The sequence below is a fragment of the Pseudomonas sp. EU05-FHT14B02 genome, assembly GCF_058791055.1.
Genome location: NZ_JBYTDD010000001.1, coordinates 405,626 through 430,854, shown reverse-complemented (window position 1 = coordinate 430,854; position 25,229 = coordinate 405,626). Strand labels below are relative to the sequence as shown.

General features: G+C 61.1%; 20 protein-coding genes and 2 pseudogenes. 18 read left to right on the top strand and 4 right to left on the bottom strand.

Annotation, left to right across the window (positions count from 1 at the left end):
• Window positions 1-190 precede the first annotated feature (190 nt).
• Entirely contained in the window at window positions 191-955 is a 765-nt protein-coding gene (locus tag AC3WTM_RS01920) for a sulfite exporter TauE/SafE family protein (RefSeq protein WP_102669004.1), read from the top strand.
• Here AC3WTM_RS01920 and AC3WTM_RS01915 read toward each other — a convergent pair.
• Complete coding sequence (locus AC3WTM_RS01915; RefSeq protein ID WP_057716513.1) at window positions 945-1,259, bottom strand: putative quinol monooxygenase; 315 nt, start codon at window positions 1,257-1,259, stop codon at window positions 945-947. The two genes, AC3WTM_RS01920 and AC3WTM_RS01915, sit on opposite strands and share 11 nt — an antisense overlap.
• A 162-nt stretch (window positions 1,260-1,421) precedes the next feature.
• Between AC3WTM_RS01915 and mdaB the strand changes: the two genes are divergently transcribed.
• From mdaB to AC3WTM_RS01880, 7 genes are all read left to right on the top strand, one after another.
• Window positions 1,422-2,012 (top strand): NADPH:quinone oxidoreductase MdaB, encoded by a 591-nt coding sequence (gene mdaB / locus AC3WTM_RS01910; protein WP_102669005.1) that lies wholly within the window; start codon window positions 1,422-1,424, stop codon window positions 2,010-2,012.
• Between the two features lie 66 nt (window positions 2,013-2,078).
• Window positions 2,079-2,990 carry a LysR family transcriptional regulator gene (locus AC3WTM_RS01905; RefSeq protein WP_102669006.1) on the top strand — a complete coding sequence of 304 codons (912 nt, stop codon included), beginning with the start codon at window positions 2,079-2,081 and terminating at the stop codon, window positions 2,988-2,990.
• Window positions 2,991-3,232: 242 nt separating this feature from the next.
• Window positions 3,233-4,678: a SulP family inorganic anion transporter gene (locus tag AC3WTM_RS01900; protein ID WP_102669007.1), complete on the top strand. Its 1,446-nt coding sequence runs from the start codon at window positions 3,233-3,235 to the stop codon at window positions 4,676-4,678.
• A 185-nt stretch (window positions 4,679-4,863) separates the two neighbouring features.
• Window positions 4,864-6,213, top strand: a complete 1,350-nt coding sequence (locus tag AC3WTM_RS01895) for a GntT/GntP/DsdX family permease (RefSeq protein WP_102669008.1) — start codon at window positions 4,864-4,866, stop codon at window positions 6,211-6,213.
• 14 nt (window positions 6,214-6,227) lie between these two features.
• Entirely contained in the window at window positions 6,228-7,088 is an 861-nt protein-coding gene (locus tag AC3WTM_RS01890; RefSeq protein ID WP_102669009.1) for a MurR/RpiR family transcriptional regulator, read from the top strand.
• A gap of 1 nt (window position 7,089) precedes the next feature.
• A complete protein-coding gene (locus AC3WTM_RS01885; protein WP_102669010.1) occupies window positions 7,090-8,547 on the top strand; it encodes a D-aminoacylase in 1,458 nt (485 codons plus the stop codon).
• A gap of 215 nt (window positions 8,548-8,762) precedes the next feature.
• A complete protein-coding gene (locus tag AC3WTM_RS01880; RefSeq protein WP_057716507.1) occupies window positions 8,763-9,131 on the top strand; it encodes a glyoxalase superfamily protein in 369 nt (122 codons plus the stop codon).
• Window positions 9,132-9,157: 26 nt separating this feature from the next.
• Here the strand turns inward: AC3WTM_RS01880 and gliR are convergent, their stop codons facing one another.
• Window positions 9,158-10,186, bottom strand: coding sequence for an AraC family transcriptional regulator GliR (gliR, locus tag AC3WTM_RS01875; protein WP_090452994.1), 1,029 nt, complete (start codon window positions 10,184-10,186; stop codon window positions 9,158-9,160).
• Window positions 10,187-10,396: 210 nt separating this feature from the next.
• Here gliR and AC3WTM_RS01870 point away from each other — a divergent pair, with 210 nt between their 5' ends.
• From AC3WTM_RS01870 to AC3WTM_RS01845, 6 genes are all read left to right on the top strand, one after another.
• On the top strand, window positions 10,397-11,992 hold the full coding sequence (locus AC3WTM_RS01870; protein ID WP_102669011.1) for an FAD-binding oxidoreductase: 1,596 nt from the start codon (window positions 10,397-10,399) through the stop codon (window positions 11,990-11,992).
• Between the two features lie 5 nt (window positions 11,993-11,997).
• Window positions 11,998-13,593, top strand: coding sequence for a glycerol-3-phosphate dehydrogenase/oxidase (locus tag AC3WTM_RS01865; protein ID WP_102669012.1), 1,596 nt, complete (start codon window positions 11,998-12,000; stop codon window positions 13,591-13,593).
• Window positions 13,594-13,613: 20 nt separating this feature from the next.
• Complete coding sequence (locus tag AC3WTM_RS01860) at window positions 13,614-15,182, top strand: FGGY-family carbohydrate kinase (RefSeq protein WP_102669177.1); 1,569 nt, start codon at window positions 13,614-13,616, stop codon at window positions 15,180-15,182.
• Between the two features lie 140 nt (window positions 15,183-15,322).
• A complete protein-coding gene (locus tag AC3WTM_RS01855; RefSeq protein ID WP_102669013.1) occupies window positions 15,323-16,612 on the top strand; it encodes a phospholipase C/P1 nuclease family protein in 1,290 nt (429 codons plus the stop codon).
• A gap of 60 nt (window positions 16,613-16,672) precedes the next feature.
• Window positions 16,673-18,628, top strand: coding sequence for a DUF1302 domain-containing protein (locus AC3WTM_RS01850; RefSeq protein WP_173677883.1), 1,956 nt, complete (start codon window positions 16,673-16,675; stop codon window positions 18,626-18,628).
• Between the two features lie 134 nt (window positions 18,629-18,762).
• Window positions 18,763-20,136: a DUF1329 domain-containing protein gene (locus tag AC3WTM_RS01845; RefSeq protein ID WP_102669015.1), complete on the top strand. Its 1,374-nt coding sequence runs from the start codon at window positions 18,763-18,765 to the stop codon at window positions 20,134-20,136.
• 161 nt (window positions 20,137-20,297) lie between these two features.
• Here the strand turns inward: AC3WTM_RS01845 and AC3WTM_RS01840 are convergent, their stop codons facing one another.
• Window positions 20,298-21,011 (bottom strand): methyl-accepting chemotaxis protein, encoded by a 714-nt coding sequence (locus tag AC3WTM_RS01840; RefSeq protein ID WP_404940404.1) that lies wholly within the window; start codon window positions 21,009-21,011, stop codon window positions 20,298-20,300.
• 144 nt (window positions 21,012-21,155) lie between these two features.
• Window positions 21,156-22,082, bottom strand: a pseudogene (locus AC3WTM_RS01835) (methyl-accepting chemotaxis protein); the annotation flags it as partial.
• 394 nt (window positions 22,083-22,476) lie between these two features.
• Here AC3WTM_RS01835 and pmrG point away from each other — a divergent pair.
• The 4 genes and pseudogenes from pmrG to AC3WTM_RS01815 form a co-directional block, all read left to right on the top strand.
• A complete protein-coding gene (gene pmrG, locus AC3WTM_RS01830; protein WP_102669017.1) occupies window positions 22,477-23,148 on the top strand; it encodes a lipopolysaccharide core heptose(II)-phosphate phosphatase PmrG in 672 nt (223 codons plus the stop codon).
• Between the two features lie 31 nt (window positions 23,149-23,179).
• Window positions 23,180-24,007 carry a phosphatase PAP2 family protein gene (locus AC3WTM_RS01825; RefSeq protein ID WP_102669018.1) on the top strand — a complete coding sequence of 276 codons (828 nt, stop codon included), beginning with the start codon at window positions 23,180-23,182 and terminating at the stop codon, window positions 24,005-24,007.
• 512 nt (window positions 24,008-24,519) lie between these two features.
• Window positions 24,520-24,783: a hypothetical protein gene (locus tag AC3WTM_RS01820; RefSeq protein ID WP_102669019.1), complete on the top strand. Its 264-nt coding sequence runs from the start codon at window positions 24,520-24,522 to the stop codon at window positions 24,781-24,783.
• 270 nt (window positions 24,784-25,053) lie between these two features.
• Window positions 25,054-25,188, top strand: a pseudogene (locus AC3WTM_RS01815) (IS5/IS1182 family transposase); the annotation flags it as partial.
• Window positions 25,189-25,229 lie beyond the last annotated feature (41 nt).

The window sequence follows — 25,229 nt, the reverse complement described above, 5'->3', positions numbered from 1 at the left end:
CGGTCTGTACTGCGTCAACAGTCAGAATCGAGCCTTGTCCCTCCTCCTCCCTTCAAGTCCTACCATACAAGCGAGCTTGCTCGCGATGGCGTCAGATACCGCACCCGATTATTCAGCCTCTTGTCTGAAGAGAGGCAGCCTCAGTATATGGCAGATTTTCAATCAACCCCCGCGGGCTCACCATGGCCCCATGAATACACTCTCGGCGTTCTATCAGCATCTCGGCTTGGCCCTTTCGCTGCTGGTCATCGGCACCTTTGTACTGGCCGGCATGATCAAGGGGGTGATCGGCCTCGGCCTGCCGACCGTCGCCATGGGCCTGCTCGGTCTGGCTATGGCGCCGACGCAGGCTGCGGCGCTGCTGATCATTCCGGCGACCCTGACCAACATTTGGCAACTGGCATTCGGCGGGCATCTGTCGGGGCTGGCCAAGCGGTTGTGGCCGATGTTGCTGGCGATTTTCATCGGCACCGGGGCAGGCACGCTGTGGGTCGGCCTGAGCGGTGGCCATTGGGTGGTGCGGGGGTTGGGCGCGGCATTGTTGCTGTATGCGCTCAGCGGTTTGTTCCTGCCGACTGTGCGCGTGGGGCGGCGCAGCGAACGCTGGCTCGGTCCTCTGTGCGGCGTGCTGACCGGCATCATCACGTCGGCCACCGGCGTGTTCGTGATTCCGGCGGTGCCCTATCTGCAAGCGCTAGGCTTGAGCAAGGACCAGCTGGTGCAGGCGCTGGGCCTGTCGTTCACCGTCTCGACCCTGGCCCTGGCCGGTGGTTTGCTATGGCGCGGCGCGCTCGGCGGGGGCGAATTGAGCGCATCGCTGTTGGCGCTGATCCCGGCCATGCTCGGCATGTGGCTGGGGCAATCGCTGCGCCAGCGGATCAGCGCCCTGTGGTTCAAGCGCGTGTTCTTCGTTGGCCTGGGATTGCTCGGCGGCCATTTGCTGATCAGCGGCTAGCGGACGACGGACTGATCATGTCGATGGCGCGGATCTCGAAATCCCGTTCCAGGTATTCATCGCGCTGCTCGAGGAACTGCTTCATGTGCGGCAGGTTCGAGTGCACATCGAGGTGGGCCTGGGATTGCCAGATCTCGTAGAAGATGAACAGGGTCGGGTCCTGTTTGTCGCGCAGCATGTGGTATTCGATGCAACCGGGTTCGGCTCGACTCGCTTGCACGTAGCCGCTAAAAAACGCTTCAAAGGCGTCGGATTTTTCCGGACGGGTCTTGGCGTGCAGGATGAATCCCTGGATTTCACTCATCTACATCTCTCCTCAAGTCAGAACTGGCGCCAGTCTAAGGCAACAATCGCCTGTTGATTCGTGCTTGTAGGTCAAATGAATTTTGCCAAATCGACGCTTACTCCGCGTGAGGTCGATCGGTACTCTGCCGCCATCCGATTCCCGACCTTCCCGAGACCTCCCATGAAAAAAGTCCTGTTACTCAATGGCGGCAAAAAATTTGCACACTCCGACGGCCGCTACAACGCCACCCTGCATGAAGCCGCGTTGAGCGTGCTGGATCGCGGCGGTATGGATGTCAAAACCACTTTCATCGACGAGGGCTACGACGTCGCCGAAGAAGTGGCCAAGTTCCTCTGGGCCGACGTGATCATTTACCAGATGCCCGGCTGGTGGATGGGCGCGCCGTGGACAGTGAAAAAGTACATTGATGAAGTCTTCACCGAAGGCCATGGCAGCCTCTATGCCAGCGACGGTCGCACCCGTTCGGACGCGTCGCAGAAGTACGGCAGCGGCGGCCTGATTCACGGCAAGCAGTACATGTTGTCGCTGACCTGGAACGCCCCGCAGCAGGCCTTCGACGACCCGACCGATTTCTTCGAAGCCAAAGGCGTGGACGCGGTGTACTTCCCGTTCCACAAGGCCAACGAGTTCCTGGGCATGACCGGTTTGCCGACGTTCCTGTGTGTGGACGTGATGAAGCGCCCGAACATCGAAGGCGACGTGGCGCGCTATGAGCAGCATTTGGCAGAGGTGTTTGGCCTCAAGGCGTAGTGCTCGGCTACTATCCGATGCAACGGCCAGGAAGATCGCCGCGCCGACTCGCAAAAGAGGACACACGTGAAAGCCAGATCCGATGAGTTGCAGGTTTTCGTCTGCGTGATTGAATGCGGGTCGATTTCTGCGGCGGCCGAGCAAGTCGGGCAAACGCCTTCGGCGGTCAGTCGTACGCTGTCGCGGCTGGAGGCCAAGCTCGACACCACGTTGATCAACCGCACCACGCGGCGCATGGACCTGACCGAAGAGGGCAAGTACTTCTTCGAACACGCCAAGCGGATTCTCGATCAGATGGATGAGCTCGAAGAGCGCCTGTCCTCACGCCAGCAAACACCGTCCGGGCGGCTGCGGATCAACGCGGCATCACCGTTCATGCTGCACGCCATCGTGCCCTACATCGATGAATTCCGCAGGCTTTACCCCGACATCCAGCTCGAACTCAACAGCAACGATTTGATCATCGATCTGCTGGAGCAGAGTACCGACATCGCCATTCGCATTGGCACCCTGACCGACTCGACGCTGCATGCCCGCTCCCTGGGTTGCAGCCCGCTGCACATCGTCGCCAGCCCGGCTTACCTGGAAAAATACGGCACACCGCAAGCCGTGGCTGACCTGGCCCACCATACGCTGCTGGGGTTCACCCAGAACGAAGGCCTCAACCAATGGCCTCTGCGTTATGTGCATGGTGACCGCTGGCCGATCCAGGCGTCGATCAGTGCTTCCAGCGGCGAAACCATCCGCCATCTCGCACTGGACGGCCAGGGCATCGCCAGCCTGTCGCATTACATGACCATCGAAGACATTCGTGCCGGACGCTTGAAGGTGTTGCTGGCCGAGTTCAACAGCGGTTATCGCCAGCCGATCAACGCGGTGTACTACCGCAACTCGCAACTGGCCCTGCGCATTCAGTGCTTCCTGGACTTTATCCAGGGCAAGTTGGCCGATTATGCGAGCGCTGACTTCAAGGGTTGATTCGTGATTGCTGCGCAATGACGAGAGGGTGTGAGCTCGCTTTAGACCGCGTTATCGTTCTTCGCGGGCAAGCCACGCTCCCACAGGTACTGTGTTGTTCGCCCTTTTCGTGAATGACGCAAAACCTGTGGGAGCGAGCGTGCTCGCGATGGCGTTTGCGCAGGCACAACAACTGGTCGGTCTGACTGCATTTCCGTAACATCCGCACACTCTTTTTCGTCTCTCCCTGTGTGCGGTTCCCAATGAAAGCAAAACGTCTACGCGCCGATGTCCTGGCGGGGCTTACCACTTCCTTCGCCCTGTTGCCCGAGTGCATCGCTTTCGCGCTGGTGGCCCACCTCAATCCGTTGATGGGGCTCTATGGCGCGTTCATCATCTGCACCCTGACCGCGCTGTTCGGTGGGCGGCCGGGCATGGTGTCTGGCGCGGCCGGCTCGATGGCCGTGGTGATCGTCGCGCTGGTGGTGCAACACGGTGTGCAGTATCTGCTGGCCACGGTGTTGCTGGGCGGGTTGATCATGATCGCGTTCGGGCTGCTCAAGCTCGGCAAGCTGGTGCGTATGGTGCCGTACCCGGTGATGCTCGGTTTCGTCAACGGCCTGGCGATTGTCATTGCCCTGGCGCAACTGGAGCACTTCAAGAACGGTGAGGCCTGGTTGAGCGGTACGCCGCTGTACATGATGCTCGGGCTGGTCGCGGTGACCATGGCCGTTGTCTATATGATGCCGCGCCTGACCCGTACGGTGCCACCGGCGCTGGTGGCGATTCTCGGTGTGGGCCTGGCGGTGTATCTGCTTGGCCTGCCGACTCGCACCCTGGGCGACATGGCGCACATTGCCGGTGGCTTGCCGACGCTGGCGCTGCCGGACATTGCGTGGAACCTGGACACCCTGCGCATCATCGCGCCCTACGCGATCGTGATGGCGCTGGTCGGGTTGCTGGAAACCCTGTTGACCCTGAACCTCACCGACGAATTCACCGAAAGCCGTGGTTACCCGGATCGCGAGTGCGTGGCGCTGGGGGCGGCGAATCTGGTGTCCGGTGCGTTCGGCGGCATGGGCGGGTGCGCCATGATCGGCCAGACCGTGATCAACCTCAGCTCCGGCGGTCGCGGGCGTTTGTCCGGGGTGGTGGCGGGGGTGTCGATCCTGTTGTTCATCCTGTTTCTGTCGCCGCTGATCGAGCGCATTCCGTTGGCCGCGCTGGTGGGGGTGATGTTCGTGGTGTCGCAACAGACCTTCGCCTGGGCTTCGTTGCGGGTGCTGAACAAGGTGCCGTTGAACGACGTGCTGGTGATCATCGCGGTGACGGTGATTACCGTTTTCACCGATCTGGCAATGGCGGTGCTCTGCGGGATCATCATCGCGGCGCTCAATTTCGCCTGGCAGCAGGCCCGGCAGCTGTACGCCGACAGTCATCTGGAAACCGACGGCAGCAAGCTGTACCGGGTGCATGGCACGCTGTTCTTCGCCTCGACCACACCCTTCCTCAATCAGTTCGATCCGGCCAATGACCCGGCGCAAGTGACCCTGGATTGCCAGCACCTGAGCTTTGTCGATTACTCGGCCATCGCTGCACTGGGCACCTTGCGCGAGCGCTATGCCAAGGCCGGCAAGCATCTGCGGGTGCTGCATTTGTCCGAGCGTTGCAAGAAATTGCTCAAGCGTGCCCGGATGCAGCACGACTGAAATCAAACAGGCAGGCGCGATGAAAATCCGCCTGCCTGATTTTCATTATTTGCGACAACTCATACCTCTGCGCGACACGCCTTACCTCTGCACGAAAATTACTTTCACCTCGTTTGAAAATCACCTTCCGAAATGTTTTAAGAGTTTCACAAATATTTCGACGTGACCCTCTCGAGGAGTACCGCATGACCCTGTCCTTCGGCTATTGGCTGCTGGTGTATGCCGCCATCGCCATCATTGCACTGATCGTTCTGATCGCCCGTTACCGGCTCAACCCGTTCATTGTCATCACTCTGATTTCCATTGGCCTGGCGCTGGTGGCGGGCATGCCGCCGTCAGGTGTGGTGGGGGCGTATGAGGCCGGGGTCGGCAAGACCCTGGGCCACATCGCGCTGGTAGTGGCGCTGGGCACCATGCTCGGCAAGATGATGGCCGAGTCCGGTGGCGCCGAGCAGGTGGCGCGAACCTTGATCGACCGCTTTGGCGAGAGGAATGCGCATTGGGCGATGGTGACCATCGCGTTTCTGGTGGGGTTGCCGCTGTTCTTCGAAGTCGGTTTCGTCTTGCTGGTGCCGATTGCCTTTACCGTGGCGCGGCGCGTGGGTGTCTCGATCCTGATGGTCGGCTTGCCGATGGTCGCCGGGCTTTCGGTGGTGCATGCGCTGGTGCCGCCGCACCCGGCGGCGATGCTGGCGGTACAGGTGTATCAGGCATCGGTGGGGCAGACCTTGATGTACGCGATTCTGATCGGCATTCCGACGGCGATCATCGCAGGTCCCCTGTACGCCAAATTCATCGTGCCGCGCATTCAGTTGCCGGCGGAAAACCCGCTGGAACGCCAGTTCCTGGAGCGTGAACCGCGCGACAGCCTGCCGGGTTTCGGCATCACCATGGCGACCATCCTGTTGCCGGTGGTGCTGATGCTGATCGGTGGCTGGGCCAATCTGATTTCTACGCCGGGCAGTGGTTTCAATCAGTTCCTGCTGTTCATCGGCAACTCGGTGATCGCGCTGTTGCTGGCCACATTGCTGAGTTTCTGGACCCTCGGCCTGGCCCAGGGCTTCAACCGTGAGTCGATCCTCAAGTTCACCAACGAATGCCTGGCACCGACTGCGAGCATCACCTTGCTGGTAGGCGCCGGCGGTGGTTTGAACCGGATTCTGGTGGACGCCGGCGTCACCGACCAGATCGTCGGCCTGGCCCACGAATTTCATTTGTCGCCGCTGTTGATGGGCTGGCTGTTTGCCGCGCTGATGCGTATCGCCACCGGTTCTGCCACTGTGGCCATGACCACCGCTTCAGGCGTGGTCGCGCCAGTGGCCATTGGTCTGGGTTATCCCCATCCGGAGTTGCTGGTGCTGGCGACCGGCGCCGGGTCGGTTATCTTTTCCCACGTCAACGACGGTGGTTTCTGGTTGATCAAGGAATACTTCAACATGACCGTTACCCAGACCTTCAAGACCTGGACCGTGCTCGAGACGTTGATCTCGGTCGTCGCCTTCGGCCTGACCGTTGGCCTTTCTTACCTGATTTAGCCGGAGCCGCTTGCATGGACATCCTCTACCAGATCCGCGCCCGTCAGGACTCCTTTAGCGCCGGTGAAGGGCGTATTGCTCGCCTGATGCTCGACGACGTAGGATTTGCCGCCTCCGCCAGCCTCGATGAACTGGCGCTGCGGGCAGAGGTCAGCAGCGCCACGCTGTCGCGGTTCGCCCGTACGGTCGGCTGCAAGGACCTGCGTGACTTGCGCTTGCAACTGGCCCAGGCCAGCGGCGTCGGCAGCCGGTTTCTCGACCCGGCGGGCACGCCCGAGCAGTCGGCGTTCTACGGGCAGATCGTGGGCGACATCGAGTCGACCTTGCGCCAGCACCTGGCCGCGTTCGATGAGTCGCGTTTCGCCGATGCGGTGAAACTGCTGGGCAAGGCGCGCATGATCCACGCTTTCGGCATGGGTGGCTGCTCGACCCTGTGCAGCGATGAACTGCAAGTGCGCCTGGTGCGCCTCGGCTATCCGATTGCGGTGTGCCACGATGCGGTGATGATGCGCGTCACCGCCGCCAGCCTCAGCGCTGAACACGTGGTGATTGTCTGCTCGCTGACCGGGATCACCCCAGAGCTGATTGAAACGCTGGAGCTGGCGCGCAGCTATGGCGCAGGCATTCTGGCCATCACCCGGGCAGATTCGCCCCTGGCGCAACTGGCCGATATCGTCCTGCCCCTGCAAAGCGCCGAAACCTCGTTCATCTACAAACCCACGGCAGCGCGCTACGGCATGCTGCTGGCCATCGACGTGCTCGCCACCGAGCTGGCCCTGGCCAATCCTGAAGACAATCAAGAACGTCTGCGGCGGATCAAACTCGCCCTCGACGAATACCGCGGTGGCGACGATCACTTGCCGCTGGGAGACTGACATGCAGTACGACACGCTGATTCGCAACGCCCTGATCATCGACGGCAGCAACAGCCCTGGATACCCCGCCGACGTGGCCATTCTCAACGGGCGCATCGAGCGTATCGGCGACTTGCGCGATGCCCGTGCCAGCGAGGAAATCGACGCACAGGGCCATGTACTGGCGCCGGGTTTCATCGACGTGCACACCCATGACGACACCGTGGTGATTCGTCAGCCGCAGATGCTGCCCAAGCTCAGCCAGGGCGTGACCACGGTGATCGTCGGCAACTGCGGGATCAGTGCCTCGCCAGTGAGCTTGCGCGGTGATCCGCCGGATCCGATGAACCTGCTGGGCACGGCCGCTGCGTTCGTTTATCCGACCTTCCGCGACTACCGCGTGGCCATCGAAGCGGCGAACACCACGCTGAACGTTGCCGCGCTGGTCGGTCATACGGCGTTGCGCAGTAATCATCTGGACGACCTGTTTCGCACCGCCACTGCCGATGAAATCAGCGCCATGCGCGAGCAACTGCGCGAAAGCCTTGAGGCCGGCGCCCTGGGCCTGTCCACCGGCCTTGCCTATGCCAGCGCCTTCTCGGCATCGACCGATGAGGTGATGCAACTGACCGAAGAATTGACCGCGTTCGGGGCGGTCTATACCACCCATTTGCGCAGCGAATTCGAACCGGTGCTGGAGGCCATGGACGAGGCGTACCGGATCGGTCGCCATGCGCAAAGCCCAGTGATCATCTCTCACCTCAAATGTGCCGGCGCCGGTAACTGGGGGCGCAGTCCACAGCTGCTGGCGTCCCTCGAAGAGGCAGCGAAGACCCACCCGGTGGGGTGCGACTGTTATCCCTACGCCGCGAGCTCTTCGACCCTGGACCTCAAGCAGGTGACCGATGCCCACCGCATCACCATCACCTGGTCGACCCCGCATCCGCAGATGGGCGGTCGCGACCTGATGGACATCGCCGCCGAATGGAATCTGCCGTTGCTGGAGGCCGCTCGCCAGCTGCAACCGGCCGGTGCGGTGTACTACGGAATGGATGAGGCGGATGTCCGTCGGATCCTCGCGCATCCGCTGTCGATGGTCGGCTCCGACGGCTTGCCGGAAGATCCGTTTCCGCACCCACGCTTGTGGGGCGCATTCCCTCGGGTGCTCGGACATTTCAGCCGCGACGTGGGACTGTTCCCGCTGCACACCGCCGTGCACAAAATGACCGGGCTGTCGGCGGCGCGCTTCGGCTTGAAGGCGCGCGGTGAAATACGCGAAGGCCATTGGGCGGACCTGGTGTTGTTCGACCCGGCGACCATTCGTGATGTCGCCGACTTCAACGACCCACAGCGGGCGGCAGAGGGCATTGAAGGGGTATGGATCAACGGTGTGTTGAGTTACCGTGATGGCCAGGCCAACGGGCGCAGGGAAGGACGGTTTCTGGCCCGGGAAGGGGATTTGCGCACGGGTTTTCAGTGAGTTTCGAGGACTGCGTCACGGTGATGGCACTTTGAAACTAAAGAATGGCATTTCCGCGCCGAAGGACTGTTATCAAACCCGACAACCTAACGCTGTTCAATCATGTAGGAGCGAGCCTGCTCGCGATGGAGTCAAAGGCGCCGCGTTTAGCCAGTCAAAACGCGTTATCGTTAACGACCATCGCGAGCAGGCTCGCTCCTACAGGGAGCAACCCGATGAGCTTCGGCAAAACAACTCCGATCCTGCGTATTTTCGACGAAGCCAAGGCAGTGGAGTTCTACGTCGATTTCCTGGGGTTCAAGATCGACTGGCAACATCGATTCGAAGCGAATTACCCGCTGTACCTGCAAATCTCCCGTGGCGAATGTGTGCTGCACTTGTCCGAACACCATGGCGACAGCACACCGGGGTCTGCGCTGCGGATCGAGACGGATGAGCTGGAGAAGTTTCAGCAGCAACTGTTGGCCAGGCAATACAGGTTTTCCCATCCGCAGATTCAGGCCATGCCCTGGGGCAGCCAGGACATGACCATCGCCGACCCGTTCGGCAATCGGTTGGTGTTCACCAACGCGATCAGTCTCTGAGCCTTCAGCCCCTCAGGTTTAAGCCTTCAGCCTTCGTTCGGCACCCGGTGGGTTTGGCGAAACTCGCCGGGCGGCATCCCGCGCCGGCTTTTGAACGTGCGGTGAAACGAGCGGGGTTCAGTGAAACCCAGGTACTGGGCGATGTCCTGGATCGGCAGGGTGCTGTTGAGCAGGTAATGCTCGGCCAGCTCCTGGCGCAGGTCATCGAGGATCTGCTGGTACGACGTACCGGCCTGATGCAACTGGCGTTGCAGCGTGCGCACTGACACCGCGAGATGCTCGGCCACCTGCTCCTTGCGTGGCAGACCTTCCTTGAGCAATTTTCGCAGGATGCTTTTGACCCGCTGTTCCAGCGAAGCGTCCTCCAGTGTGGCCATCAACCCCTGGGCATGTTCTTCCAGGGTGCGCAGCAATTGCGCATCGGCCTGGCGCAATGGCAACTGCAAATACGGCAATGGGACAATCAGCGCCGAATAAGGCTGGTCGAACAGTACCGGACAGTCGAAGAACTGCTCGTACTGTGCCAGCGTCGTGTCGGCCGGACAGGCATGTTCCAGCCAGACGGCAGCCGGTGACATTTGCGTGTCGGCGATCCAGCGCGCGTATTGCAGCCAGGAACCGAGCACGTTTTCCACCAGGTGTCGGCGAATTCGCGGGCGTTGATGGCGGCATGTCCAGATCAGGTGCACCTCGCTGCCCTGCACCTCGGCGCGGCTGACGCCCATGTCTCCCACCAGCTTCTCGAACGGCATGATGCGGCTCATGGCGTCGCCCAGTGTCGCGCAGTTCATTGTGATGTAACCCAGCACGCTCCAGGAGTTGGGCAACACAAAACGCGCGGCGTTGAGACCGAACAATGCATCGCCCGAGTGTTCGCAGAAATAATCGAGCAGCCGTTCATGGGCTTCACCTGGCAACCGCAGGCTGTTGTCACTCAACTGCTGTGCCTGCAACCCGGCAGCCGCCAACGCAGGCTCGATGGCCATGCCCAGTTGTTCGGCATGACGCAGGTATTTGAGCAGCGGCGGAACTGAAGTGAAGCCCAGGGATTGCATGATCGTATTCCTTTGATCAAGGCCCGCGTGCGCGGATGAATGCCCTGAAAGGTAATTTGAAACCACGGCTAAAGTAAATGGCTGACGCCTGCGCGACGTTTGACTCAATTGGCTACTCGAACTGGCCGGATGCGACCGTGACACTTTTCGGCGGCTGACTAGTATGGGGGCCTGAAATATCACTGATCAGAACCGCAAAAGGACACACGCATGCGACGCTGGAACGGCTGGGGAGATGCAACCACGGTGGTCGAACTGCCGGCCCAGGGCGCGAGTTTTCTCGCCCAGCGGGTGGGAGACGGTCGAGCGCTGCCCGATGCGACGCTTGAGACAGCATTGGCCCGCGTGCCCCCGTCGCGGTTGCAGCAACACTTCTTGTACAGCGTGGATGCCCATGATCGTTTGCTGCATGCGCGAGGGCAGAGCCTGCCGGACTGGCTGGCGTTGCGTGAAGGCGCGTTGGGGAATTATCCCGACGCTGTGGCCTATCCCGTGAGCGCTGAACAGATTCGCCGGTTACTGTTGCTCGCCCATGAACAGGACCTGTGCCTGATTCCTTATGGCGGCGGCACCTCGGTGGCCGGTCACATCAACCCGCCGAGTTCCGCGCGGCCGGTGGTGACGGTTTCCCTTGCCCGCATGAATCGCATGCTGGACCTCGACGAACAGAGCCTGCTGGCCACCTTCGGCCCTGGCACCAGCGGACCGCAGGTGGAAAGTCAGTTGCGCGCCCGTGGTTACACCCTGGGGCATTTCCCGCAATCATGGGAGCTGTCGACCCTGGGTGGTTGGGTCGCCAGCCGCTCCAGTGGCCAGCAGTCGCTGCGCTATGGGCGGATCGAGCAACTGTTCGCCGGCGGAACCCTGGAAACCTTTGCCGGCCCATTGGAAATTCCCTCCTTTCCGGCCTCGGCGGCCGGGCCCGATCTGCGCGAGGTGGTGTTGGGCTGTGAGGGCCGCTTCGGGATCATTTCCGAGGTGAAGGTACGGGTCAGCGCTCTGCCCGCCGATGAGCGTTTCTATGGTGTGTTTCTGCCCGATTGGCCCAAGGCGCTGCAAGCCATCCGCCAGTTGGCTCAGGCGCGGGTGCCGCTGTCGATGCTGCGCTTGTCCAACGCGGTGGAAACCGAAACCCAGCTGGCGCTGGCCGGTCACCCGCAGCAGATCGCCTGGCTGGAAAAGTACCTGGCCCTACGCGGCGCCGGTGCGGGCAAATGCCTGCTGACGTTCGGTGTGACCGGCAATCGTCGACAAAATGCGCTGTCCCTGCGCCAGGCCCGGCAGCACCTCAAGGCGTTCGGCGGGGTGTTTACCGGCACTTTGCTCGGCAAGAAGTGGGCGCAGAACCGTTTTCGTTTTCCCTACCTGCGGGAAAACCTGTGGAACGCCGGTTACGTGGTGGACACCCTGGAAACCGCCACTGACTGGAGCAACGTCGATAACCTGCTCACGCTGATCGAAAACAGCCTGCGCGACGCCTTGGCTGCCGAAGGCGAGCGGGTGCATGTCTTCACCCACCTTTCCCATGTCTATGGCGAAGGATCGAGCATCTACACCACCTATGTGTTTCGCCCGGCGGCCGACTACCCCGCCACCCTGGCGCGCTGGCAGGCGCTCAAGCAGGCGGCCAGCCAGACCATCGTCGACAACCACGGCACCATCAGTCACCAGCATGGTGTGGGCAAGGATCACGCGCCGTACCTGCCGCGGGAGAAGGGCGCGTTGGCGATGGATACCCTGCAGGCACTGAGTCGGCACTTTGATCCGGCCGGGCGACTGAACCCTGGCACGCTGTTGCAGGAGTGACGGCCATGAGCCTGGACTGGAACGCGGCGTGGCGACAGCGGGTGCTGCCGACGCTGGCGGATGAAACCTGGGACCTGATCGTCATCGGTGGCGGCATCAGCGGCGCCGGTATCCTGCGCGAAGCCGCGCGCCGAGGGTGGCGGTGCCTGCTGTTGGAGCAGCGCGATTTCGCCTGGGGCACCTCCAGCCGCTCCTCGAAAATGGTCCATGGCGGCTTGCGCTACATCGCCAAAGGCCAGTGGCGCCTGACCCGCGACTCAGTTCGCGAACGCCAGCGCCTGCTCGACGAGGCGCCGGGGCTGGTGGAGCCGATGAGTTTCATGATGCCGCATTACCGAGGCGGTTTTCCCGGACCGCGGGTGCTGGGTGGTTTGCTGTCCATCTATGACGCATTGGCCGGGCGGCGCAGCCATCACTTCCATGACGCGCAACAACTTCGTTATCTGGCGCCCGGGGTGAAGGAAGATGACCTGCTGGGCGGCACCTGTTTTGTCGATGCGTTGACCGATGATGCCCGTCTGGTGATGCGCGTATTGGGCGAGGCCCGGGCCGACGGCGCTGTGGTACTCAACGGCGTGCGCGTACAGCAATTGCTGCGTGAAGAGGGGCGCGTTTGCGGGGTTCAGGTCGAAGACTGCGAAGGAGGCGGGTTACTGACATTGCGTTGTGGTGTGCTGGCCGTGGCCACTGGCGCGTGGGCCGAGCGCTTGCGCCTGCCCGATGCCCCTCACCAGTTGCGCCCGTTGCGTGGCAGTCATTTGCTGTTGCCGGGCTGGCGTCTGCCAGTGGCGCAAGCCTTCACCTTTCTGCACGAGCGCGACCGTCGACCGGTGTTCGTTTTCCCTTGGGAGGGTGCCACGGTGGTCGGCACCACGGACCTCGATCATCACGGCGATCTGGATCAGAGCGCGAGCATCAGCTTTGATGAGCTCGACTATCTGCTGGCGGCCTGCAGCCAACAGTTCCCCCAGGCCGAGGTGGTCGCCGCCGATGTGCTGTCGACCTGGTCGGGCGTGCGCCCGGTGGTGGGCAATGCGGCGGGTGAGCATCAAGACAAGCCCTCGAATGAAACCCGTGAGCATGTGTTGTGGCAGGAACCGGGTTGCGTGACCCTGGCCGGCGGCAAGCTGACCACCTTTCGCCCGCAGGCGATCGAAGTGCTCAAGGCCTGCGCGAGCATGCTCGACCGGCCCTTCAATGACGACGCCGCGCCGGTGTTCGCCGCCGTGCCGCCGCTGGCGATACCGGGGCTCAGCGCCAATCGGTGGCGGCGCTTGGCCGGGCGGCATGGCCGTGACCTGCCGAGGCTGGCGAAACTGATCGCGGAACTCGGCCATGACACCGTCGGCGGCACTGACACCTTGTGGGCGGAGCTGGCCGTTGCCTGCGATGGGGAAATGGTCCTGCACCTGGATGACCTGCTGCTGCGCCGAACCCGCCTGGGCCTGTTGCTGCCGCGCGGTGGCGAGGATTATTTCGCTGCCATTCGCCAACTCTGCCAACCGCGACTGGGTTGGGGTGATGAGCATTGGCAGCAGGAATTACAGCGTTATCGGGCGTTGTGGCAACGCCATCATGGTTTGCCGGATGCCGCGCATTGATGCCCATTGAAGAGAGCTCCATGGATAACCACCCGAACAAGCGTTACCTGTTGGCCATCGACAATGGCACCCAGAGCGTGCGCGCGCTGCTCTTCGACCTGCAGGGCAATCTGCTGGGCAAAGGCAAGGTCGAGTTGCAGGCCTATTATTCGACTCAACCCGGCTGGGCCGAACAGGACCCGGAGTATTACTGGGCAAAACTGGGTGAGGCCTGCCAGCAGTTGTGGCAGCAAACCGGCATCGATCGTTCACAGATCGCAGGTGTATCCCTGACCACCCAGCGCGGCACAGTGATCAATGTCGATGCCCAGGGCAAGGCACTGCGCCCGGCGATCCTGTGGCTCGATCAACGCCAGACCGAAGTCAAGGGTGGCATCAAGGGGCCGTGGGGCTGGCTGTTCAAACTGGTCGGCGCGCAAGCCACAGTGGACTACTTTCGCGCCCAGGCCGAGGCCAACTGGATCGCCCGCCACCAGCCTGAGGTCTGGGCGGCGACCGACAAGTTTTTGCTGCTCTCGGGGTTTCTCACCCATCGCCTGTGTGGGCGCTTTGTCGATTCGGTGGGCTGTTGCGTCGGTTACCTGCCGTTCGACTTCAAGCGCTTGCGCTGGGCCGCGCCCTCCGACTGGAAATGGCAGGCGTTGGCGGTGCGTCCCGAACAACTTCCGAGCCTGCGCAAGCCCGGTGAAACCCTCGGCTACATCAGCGCCGAGGCCAGCCGGCACACCGGCATTCCCGAGGGGCTGCCGCTGATCGCCGCGGGTGCCGACAAGGCTTGCGAAGTCGTGGGTTCCGGCGTCGTCGACCCAGGCACCGTGTGCCTTTCCTACGGCACCACGGCGACGATCACCAGCACCCGGTCGCGCTACCTGGAAATCGTTCCGTTGATTCCGCCTTACCCGTCCGCGGTGCCGGATCAATACAACTGCGAGGTGATGATTTATCGCGGCTACTGGATGGTCAGCTGGTTCAAGAACGAGTTCGGTCTGCGGGAAATGCAGCAGGCCAAAGCTCAGGGTGTGGAGCCCGAGCAACTCTTCGATGCGCTGGTCGACGCCGTGCCGCCGGGCTCCATGGGGTTGATGCTGCAACCCTACTGGTCGCCCGGTATCCGCGAGCCGGGTGTCGAAGCCAAGGGCGCGATGATCGGCTTCGGCGACGTGCATACACGCGCGCACATTTACCGGGCGATCCTCGAAGGTCTGGCGTATGCCTTGCGTCAGGGCATGGAGAAAATCGAGAAGCGTTCGAGGGTCTCCATCACGCGCTTGCGCGTCGCCGGAGGTGGCTCCCAGAGTGATGCCGCGATGCAACTCACGGCGAACATTTTCGGCCTGCCGGCCGAGCGTCCGCATGTCTACGAAGCGTCCGGCCTGGGCGCGGCCATTTGCTGCGCGGTGGGGCTGGGGCTGTACGCGGATTTCCCCACGGCGATGGCCGCCATGACCCGGGTCGGTGCGGTATTCATGCCGCAACCCGAGGCGCAGCAGATCTATGAGCGACTGTACAAGGAGGTCTATCTGCGCATGTATCGACAGCTCAAGCCGTTGTACCAGAGCATCCGCAAAATCACTGGTTACCCCGCCTGAAGGAACACCAAAGATCCCCCTGTGGGAGCGGGCTTGCATGTGGCGCTATCGGAGACCTTTTCTGGTGAGATTGGACAGTGTCAGGGGCAGGGTCGGTTGTTAGGCTCAACCCCCACAGCACATCCAATAAGAACCAAGCAATGAAGCTGACATTCCTCCTGTTGCTGCTTTGTGCAATGGCCCCCACAGCTTGGGGCTGGTCGAACCATACGGTGGGCAGCTACCTGGCGTTGCAGGATTTGCCGGCCTTGCGTGATGCACCGCAGGTTGAAGTCGAGCCGTTGGAACAGTTTCTTTCGCAGCAATACCAGGCCGTGAGTGCGCTGCTCGATGAGCAGGAGCGCTTCGCCCGCGAGCACTTCGCCCAATACCCGCCGCGCCCCGACAACCTGCGATTGCCAGTCGTGCCTGGGGGCAATCTGCGCCATGACTTCCTCACCGCACTGCGCATCAACCCCGGGATTCATCTGGCGATGGTCATCCAGCCGATGCCGGGCAAGGATCTGCCCGAGCGTGAACACCTCAAGGCCGAACAAGTCATGGTGCAACAGACGCTTTCACCGTGGAATCGCCAGCGCTTCATCGTTGTCGCTGATCACGAACAAGTCGCGCCCCTGGCCGTGTTGGCTAGCGCTGCCGATGAGCCGGATTACGGCCACGACATCAACCTGTTCAGTGACAACCCCGGTGAAGTCGGCGCGTTGTACGGCTTCGGCCCGCAGCCTTTCGGCGACGCCCGGTTTCAGTACAGCTCCCAGGCGCCGTTTCATATGGGCTTCTTCCATGAAAACCCGGTGGTGTACGCCGCTGCCGGGTTTCTTCAGCGCAGCTGGCCGGACTGGCGTGCCTACCAGTACATGGGCTTGGCGCGACTGGCGTTTGCCACTGGCCATCCTTATTGGGGTTACCGATTTCTCGGTTGGGGCCTGCATCACATTCAGGACCTGACCCAGCCTTATCACGCCAAGCCGCTACCGGGTGTCGAACTGGCGAGCCTGCTGGTGCTGGAAGGCAAGGCCCTGGCCGGCTTCGATGCGGACAAACATGCCGCCATCGAACGGGTCGCCACCCGACACATGGAAGTGGAGAAGTATCAGTCGACCTGGCTTCGTCGCTTGCAGCGCGCCGGCCAGGCACACCCGATGCTCGACGCTTATACCGACTCTGCACAGGACGCCCGTTATCCGCCGTACTCGATGGACTACCTGCGCGAAGTGGTGAGTGCCGAGTCCGTCGACGAATCCGCGGCGTTTGATGAAGCCATCGGCCAGTGGTTGGACACGGCACCGATCACCAGCCATTTCAGCAGCGGTAATCAACTGCAGCGCGAAGATTTCGACCATCCGGCACTTAACCGGCAGCTGTTCAAACTGCTGGGAAATTTCGGCGCCCACAGCCGGATTTACGCCCGTGCGGGACTGACGCCATAGCCATCGCAGCCACGTTTTCAGAACACAAAAACAATAAAACCAGGGAAAGAGGAAAGGATCATGAGCACTCGATTTCGCCTGTCTGGCGCGGCGCTTCCCGGCGTGGGCCTGGCAGGGCTGCTGCAACTGTGCGCGGTCGACGGCGTGCAGGCCAAGGAGTTCAGCGTGCTGGATAACCAGGTCACCGGTTCATTCGACAGTACCTTGTCTTATGGCCGATTGTGGCGGGTCCAGGGCCGGGACAAAAACAACGACGACGTCAACACCAACGACGGCAATCGCAACTTCGACACGGGGCTGGTTTCCGAGGTGTACAAGATCACCTCGGAGCTCGAGGCCAACTATCAGAACTACGGGATGTTCGTGCGCGGCACCGCGTTCTATGACACCCAACTGATGGACAAGCGCAACGATTACTACCGTAACAACAACCCGTCGCAACCCAGTCAGAGTTTCCCGCAGGACGACCACTTTACTGACCAGACCCGCGATATCGCCGGCAGCCGGGTAGAGATGCTCGATGCCTACCTCTATGGCAACTGGGATGTTGCGCAGATGCCAGTCACGGCCCGCGTCGGGCGCCAGGTGTTCAACTGGGGTGAGGGGATTTTCTACCGTGGCGGGGTCAACACCACCAACCCGGTGGACGCGGCCAAATACCGTTTGCCCGGGGCCGAAGTCAAGGAAGTGCTGGTGCCGGTGGAAGCGCTGAGCTTCAACATTGGCCTGACCGACAGCCTGACCATGGAAAGCTTTTACCAGACGAACTGGAAGGAAACCCGCATCGACCCGGTCGGCACGTTCTACTCGCAGACGGACCTGTTCGCCGACGGTGGCAACACCGCCTACAACAACTTTACCGGTACTGCCCTGGATACCCCGGTGCCTGGCTTCGGCAACGTAATCGATCTGTACAGCGCGCTGGGCAACAACCCGCTGCTCAGCCAGGCCCTGAGCACCACCGGCCTGTACGCCAACGGGGTCACCCCGGCCTTTGGCAACACCGTCAAAGTGGCCTCGGTCGGCAAGGATTACAACGCGCGCAACGACGGCCAGTTCGGTTTCGCTTTTCGCTACATCGTAGAAGAGCTCAACAGCACCGAGTTCGGGTTGTACATGGTCAACTACCACGCCAAGGAACCGACGATTTCCGCCGATCTGGGTGGGTACAAGGGCATCGACATGAACGCCCTGACCAACCTGTTGGCCGGTGTTGCCGGCAGCCAGGCGGGGCAACTGGCCAACGGCCTGGCGACCATGGATGTACTGGGCAATATTCAGGCGCATCGGCGCTACGCCGAAGACATCCGCATGTACGGTTTCAGTTTCAACACCACCCTGGGCCAGGCGTCGGTTTTCGGCGAAGTGGCCTATCGGCCGAACCTGCCCATCGGGGTCGCCGCCACCAACGACCTGATCGGCGACCTGGCCAACGGCGCCGCCGCAGCGGCAGGTGGCCAGACCATCAACATCGGCGGGCAGCAGGTCACGCTCGACAGCCAGATCAATAACGCCGAGCGGGTGGAAGCGTTCAACACATCCATGGGCACCATTTACAACTTTGGCCCGAGCCTGTCATTCGACTCGATGTTCGGCGTATTTGAACTGGCGTCCGAGCACCTGCGCGGCAGCAACCTGCAATACACCGCGTATGACGGTAGTACCCGTTACTACGCTGGCACCGGTAACTTTTCCTATGTGTCTGGCGGCGAACGCAGCGATCAGGTCAACCGCAACTCCTACAGCTACACCGCGATGCTCAACGGCACCTGGAACGACGTGTATGCCGGGGTCAACGTCTCGCCTTATGTCGTCTACAAGGATGACTTCAAGGGCAACAGCTACCAGGCGGGCAACATCATCGAGGGCCGCAAGGCCTACACCCTGGGGATCAAGGCCAACTACCAGAACAAGCTGGAGGCCGAGCTGCAATACACCGAGTTCTACGGCGGTGGGCAGGACAACGGCCTGCGTGACCGCGACAACGTCGGCTTCAACCTCAAGTACTTCCTTTGATTGCTACACGCAGACCCATTGTGGGAGCGGGCTTGCTCGCGAAAGCGGTGAATCAGGCGACATCTGTGCTGGATGTGCCGCCCTCTTCGCGAGCAAGCCTGCTCCCACAGGTTTTTGTACTTCGGAGAACGATCATGTTTCACACTTCACGACTGACCAAGACCACGCTGGCGCTGCTCCTGAGCCTGGCCGCCGGCAGCGCGCTGGCCGCGATCTCGCCCCAGCAGGCCGAGCAATTGAAGACCACGCTGACACCGCTGGGGGCCGAGCGTGCCGGCAATGCGGCCGGGACCATTCCGGCCTGGAACGGCGGCATCACCCAGGCACCGGCGGGCTACAAGCCGGGCCAGCATCACCTGGACCCGTATGCGGCGGACAAGCCCCTGTTCACCATCACCAAGGCCAACCTTGAACAGTACAAGGCCCACCTCAGCCCGGGTCAGATCGCACTGTTCAACAGCTACCCCGACACCTTCCAGATGCCGGTCTATCCCTCTCGCCGCTCGGGCGCGGCACCGCAGTGGCTGTATGACAACACCTTGAAAAACGCGACCTCGGCCAAGCTGCTCGATGGCGGCACCGGTTTTGCCGATGCCTATGGCGGTGTGCCGTTTCCGGTGCCCAAGGATGGCATCGAGGTGCTGTGGAACCACATCACCCGTTATCGCGGTATCTATGTGGTCCGTCGTGCCTCCGAAGCGCCGGTACAACGCAACGGCAGCTTCGCGCTTGTGACCTCGCAGCAGGAGGGGCTCTTCAACTATTACCGCTCGGGCGGGCAGTTTGCCGACCTGAAAAACATGCTGTTTTACTACCTGGCGTTCGTGAAGAGCCCGGCCCGTCTGGCGGGCGGTGCGGCATTGGTTCACGAGACCCTGGACCAGCTCAAGGACCCGCGTCAGGCCTGGGTCTACGACGCGGGCCAGCGTCGTGTGCGCCGGGCGCCGAACCTCGCGTATGACACCCCGATCGCCTCATCCGACGGCCTGCGCACAGCGGACGATACGGACCTGTTCAACGGCTCGCCAGACCGCTACGACTGGAAGCTCAAGGGCAAGCAAGAGGTCTACATCCCCTATAACAATTACAAAGTCGGCAGCCCTGAGGTGAAGTACGAGCAGTTGCTCACACCGGGCCACCTCAACCCGCAATTCACCCGTTATGAGCTGCATCGGGTCTGGGTGGTCGAAGGCACGCTCAAGCCCGGCGCGCGGCATATCTATTCCAAGCGCGTGCTGTTTCTGGACGAGGACAGTTGGGGCGCCGCATTGGTGGATCAATATGACGGGCGTGGGGAGTTGTGGCGGGTGTCGATGGCCTACCTGAAAAACTTCTACGACCTGCCCACCACCTGGAGTGCGCTGGACGTATTCCATGACTTGCAGGCGCGTCGTTACTACGTGCAGAACCTGGATAACGAAGAGCCGGGCACAGTGGACTTTGCCCAGCCGGTACCCGAAGACGCGTACTTCATGCCGTCGGCATTGCGCCAGCGCGGTACGCGGTAAGCCGCGCAGCACACCCTTTCAGATGCGGTCTGTGAGAACGCAATCGCGAGCAAGCTCGCTCCCACAGGGTGTTGGGTCGTTCACAGAGTCTGTGTTCGACTCTCTACCTGTGGGAGCGGGCTTGCCCGCGAATGGGCCTTTCAATCACCGACGGTGTACGGTCAGACGCGGAAGTGGCTCACCATCTGTTGCAATTGACCACCCAGCCGCGCCAGCTCAACGCTGGACTTGGCGGTCTCATCGCTGGCGGTGGCGGTCTGTTCAGACACATCGCGCACGTTGATGATGCTGCGGCTGATCTCTTCGGCCACGGCACTTTGCTGTTCGGCAGCGGCGGCGATCTGCTGGTTCATCGACTGGATGTTGGACACCGTGCGGGTGATGTTCTCCAGTGACTCGCCGGCCTTGCGGGTCAGGGCCACGCTGCTGTCGGTGAGGACACGGCTGTTGTTCATCACGGCGGACACTTGTTGCGTGCCGTTCTGCAGGCCGGCCACCAAGCCTTCGATTTCCTCGGTGGATTTCTGCGTGCGCTGGGCCAGGCCGCGGACCTCGTCGGCCACCACCGCAAAACCACGACCGGCTTCACCGGCACGGGCCGCTTCGATGGCGGCATTGAGTGCCAGCAGGTTGGTCTGTTCGGCGACGGCCTTGATCACGTCCATGACGCTGCCGATCTTGTCGCTTTCCTGTTGCAGCACGCTCATGGCTTCGGTGGAACGCGCCACTTCGCTGGCCAGGCGCTCGATCTGGGCGATGGCTTCGTTGACCACTTTGTCGCCTTCACGGGCTTCGCCGTCCGCCGCCGCAGCGGCTTGCGAGGCTTCTTCGGCGTTGCGCGCGACTTCCTGCACGGTGGCGGTCATCTCGTGCATGGCGGTAGCGACCTGATCGGTCTCGACTTTCTGGCTGTTGACCCCGGCACTGGTCTGCTCGGTCACGGCCGACAGCTCTTCGGCGGCGCTGGCGATCTGGGTCACGCCGTCGCGGATGCCGCTGATCAAGTCGCGCAGGGTTACGCCCATACGAGCGATGCCTTGTTGCAACACGCCGAGTTCGTCGCGACGGGTGACCAGCACATTGTGGGACAGGTCTCCGCTGGCGATGCGATCGACCACCGCCAGGGTGTCGCGCAATGGGCGAGTGATCTGGCGAGTGATGATCACGGCGGCAATGACGCCCACCAGCAGTGCCAGCAACGTGCTGACCAGTTGCAGGGTACGGGCCTGGGCACTTTCGGCATCACGGCGGTCGAGCTGGATCTGGTACAGCTGATCGCTCTGGGACACGATGGCGGCGCCCTGTTCGGTCATTTCCTTGCGCGCCTGCACCGCGTCATTGCTGGCGGCCTTGTAGGTCTGCAAGGCGCTGCGGTAGTTGCCCAGCGCGGTTTCCAGCTGACGCAAGGCGTCTTGTTGGGAATCGGCGAAATGCACGTTCAGCGGTTTCAGGCTGGCGATGGCGGCGTCCAGTTGACCGACAGCTTTTTGCTCGGTCTCGGCATTGGTACTGGCGGTGTAGCCGCGCACTTCGTAGCGGGCCAGCAGGAACGATTCCTTGGCCGCGGTGATGGCCTGGAACTGTTCGAAGCGCTGGTCGCTCAACGGCATTTGCTGCACGCGGGTATTGATGTCATTGATCAGCGTGTTGGCGGTTTCGGCGTTGGCACTCATGGCGTCGCGGGCGCTGTTGCCGGCGCGATAGGCGCTGCGCATCTTGCCCAGGGACGTTCTGTAGGCGTCGATGACGGCGCCTTGCTCGCGCAGCAGCTTGAGGTTTTCCGGGCTCTTGAACTTCGCCAGCAGGGCTTGCTGCTGGGCCGAGAAGGCGTCGAGGGTGGTCTGCACATTCTGCGCGGCGGTTTCGTCGCCGTTGGTCAGCATGTATTGCAGGCGAACCACGCGCAGCTTGGTCAGGCCGGCATTGAGCTGGGTGATGTCGCTCATCCAGTTGCTGCGGTCGATCAACCCGCCCAGGCTGGTCCAGCCGGTCAGGGCCAGGACGCAGGTCAGTGCCAGGACCAGGCCAAACCCCAGGCCCAGTTTCAGGTTCACGCTGATGTTGCCGAACCAGCTATTCATCTCATTCCTCCAGGAACTTGGTACTTCTTTATCGTCGGTTGGCTGGAAGATTGTTTTTTTTGGAAGCCGCCAAGCGGTGTAAGCAGGATGTATCGGCAGCAATCCCGGGAGCTGAAAGGTTTTTTCCGCACGGTTCTGTAACAAGACTTTTACAGCGCCTTTAAGCTTTTTTTCACATGGGTTTCACCAGTCACCGACGCGCGTTTCCTTAACCTGCCCGTATCTGATGAGGTAGTGCGTGCCGGCGAGGCGGCTTGATGTGGAATTAAGACTGAGTCTTTTCGGGATAAAACGCTCGATCGATCTGAACCGCTTCGCCCGTTATCGCAACGCTGCGGTGGTGTTGGTTTCGGCGTTGCTGGTGATCCCGTTGGTGCTGTTCTTGCTGCGACCTGCCGCCGTTGCGGACCTGGCTCACGGCAATGTGACCGGTGCACAGGCGTTGATGACCGGGTGGGGCAAAGGCGACCTGATCGTCCTGGTGCGCCACGTCGAGCGCTGCGATCACTCCACGGCGCCTTGCCTGGTTGGCAACGATGGCATTACCGAGCGCTCGCGCAGTGTCGCCGTGGGTGTCGGTACGCATTTCCAGAACCTGGGCCTGGACAAGGCCGATATCTACAACAGCCCGATCCTGCGTACGGCGCAGACCGCCGGTTTCATGTTCAACAAGGTCGGCACGGGCGAAGACTGGCTGATCGGTTGCAGGGGCACCATGCTGCGCGACGCATTGGCGCACAAGGTGGCCGGACGTAACCTGATTCTGGTGACCCACAGCGAATGCATGGACCAACTGGAAAAAGACCTCCATGTGCCGACCTCGACCCTGGGTTACGGGGCTTCTTTGTTTATCTCCGCCGAAACGCCGCAGACTCCGCGCATGCTTGGCTTTATCGAAGCATCGGATTGGCCGACGGTGACAACCCATTGAATTTCACTATCCCTTCGAATCAGGACTGAGCATGCTGACCGCTTCCCGCTTTTACTGGGTGAATTTTGGTATTCCGCTGGCCTGCGCGGTCGCGGTGTTCCTGATGTTCGACATGACCAGTATCGACATTGCCTTCAACAATTACTTTTTTGATCCGGTGACGCAGACGTACCCGTTGGACCAGGTCCATCTGTTCGAAAAAATCACCCACAAATGGGCGCGGATCATTCCGAACTGGACCGGAGAATTGGCGATTATCGGTGCCTTGCTGTCGTTTCTCTGGCCGCGTCTGAAGGCTGAAAAGCACTCGAAAATCATCGCCTTCCTGGAAAAAATCAAAGTCGCACCGGTGCTGCGCTTTGCCAATCGCCATCGACGCGACTTTCTCTACGTGGTGTTCGCGTTCTCCATCAGCACCGGGGTGATTCACTACCTCAAGGGCCACACCAGCGTGTATTGCCCGATCGAGACGACCCTGTACGGCGGCAAAATGGAGCACATCGAGTGGTATGAGAATTTCGACCTGTTGAACGTCGCTGGTGAGGGGCGTTGCTGGCCGGGCGGACATGCGTCGGGCGGTTTCACCATGCTGGCGTTGTACTTCGTGGCTCGCCGTTATCGCTGGCGCTATTCGAAAGCGATCATGTACGGCTCGCTGACCCTCGGTTTCATCTATGGCACCACACGGGTATTGCAAGGGTGGCACTACATGTCCCACACCTTCTGGGCCGGGATCTTCGTATGGCTGGCGTGTTTGCTGACGGCGCTGGCGTTCTACGGGCGAGCGAGGCTGGAACAGCCCGTGCTCTCCAAAGCGCAACTACCGGTGGCGGCGACTCAGATCCAGGCAGCGAATTGAATTGGTGTTGAACCGCAAAACCCGCATCTCGAAAGGGGGGCGGGTTTTGTTGCTAGAGGAAACCTTCAGTGAGTCTCGAATTGCGAATTCGCAGACAAAAAAAAAGCCCGCGGGAGGGCGGGCAAACCGTAGTTTCTTGAATGAGCGAGTGCAATGTACAGGCAGTAACGCAACCGTGGGGTGAAGAAAAATTCATCTGTATCAAAGCCTCGTACCAGAGCTTGCGGCATAGCTACGGCAAATGATCCGCGGCAAAGTCTGCTTCCGACCGGTTTGTCTGTCAGGCATCGACTCGACGCCACTACCTGGAAACAAGGAGGTTCGGGCCGGTGCCCATATTGCAACCATGCACATAGCGGCATTGCGCGACTGTCCATGTGACCCTATCGTCAGATTTTACCTGCCACAAAGTGCTTTTGTGAGTTGTGGGCGTACGATGTAACTCACGTTTTCGCTGAATGCCTGGGGGGAGCGAACGAAGCGACCGAGCGATGTTTAATTGGAGAAAAATCATGATTCGCAAGCACTATTTGAAAACCCTGGCGACGCTGCTCATCGCCGCTGGCGTGCAGTGGGTGACGCTACCCGTCTACGCGACCGAGCAGGGTGAGCAGCGGCGTGAAGCTCGCGATACCAGGCAGGAAGGGCGATCCACTGCCCGGCAAACCAAGGATGAATGCAGAAAGGGCAATGACAAGAGCAACGTGGAATGTCGCCAGGACAAGCGCAGCACCAAGCAGGATACCCGTCGCACAGCTCGGGATATCAAGTACTGATCGTTGGTGTGGGGCCTGTTTCAGCCTGTTGCAGGGCTTGTGATGCGCCCAGAAACAACAAAGCCCGCACGGGGCGGGCTTCGATGGTGTCTCAATTGGTGGGCCGGGGTGAGCTGAATTGATTACCCAGTAAATTGATTTAAAAGGGTATTTTCTGTTTGAAGATGTACTTGGAATACCGTTTGGAATAACGCAAGGATTGCGTTGATGACGCGGAGAGGACGGTAGGTGCCGAGTTGCCCTCCGTTAACTCTCAATAGTAGCCACCCGGTGAGTCGGGTGAGCTTTTCAGATTTGGAGTACGTCTGTAAGCGTAAGCAAACGTGCCGTGAGCGTTTCCTGGCCGAGATGAATGAAATCAGCACCTTAGCCGTATGTCGATACTGGCTCGAAGCTATCCAACCGGTTAAGGTGTGGCATTGATCACATATACCTCACAGGGATGC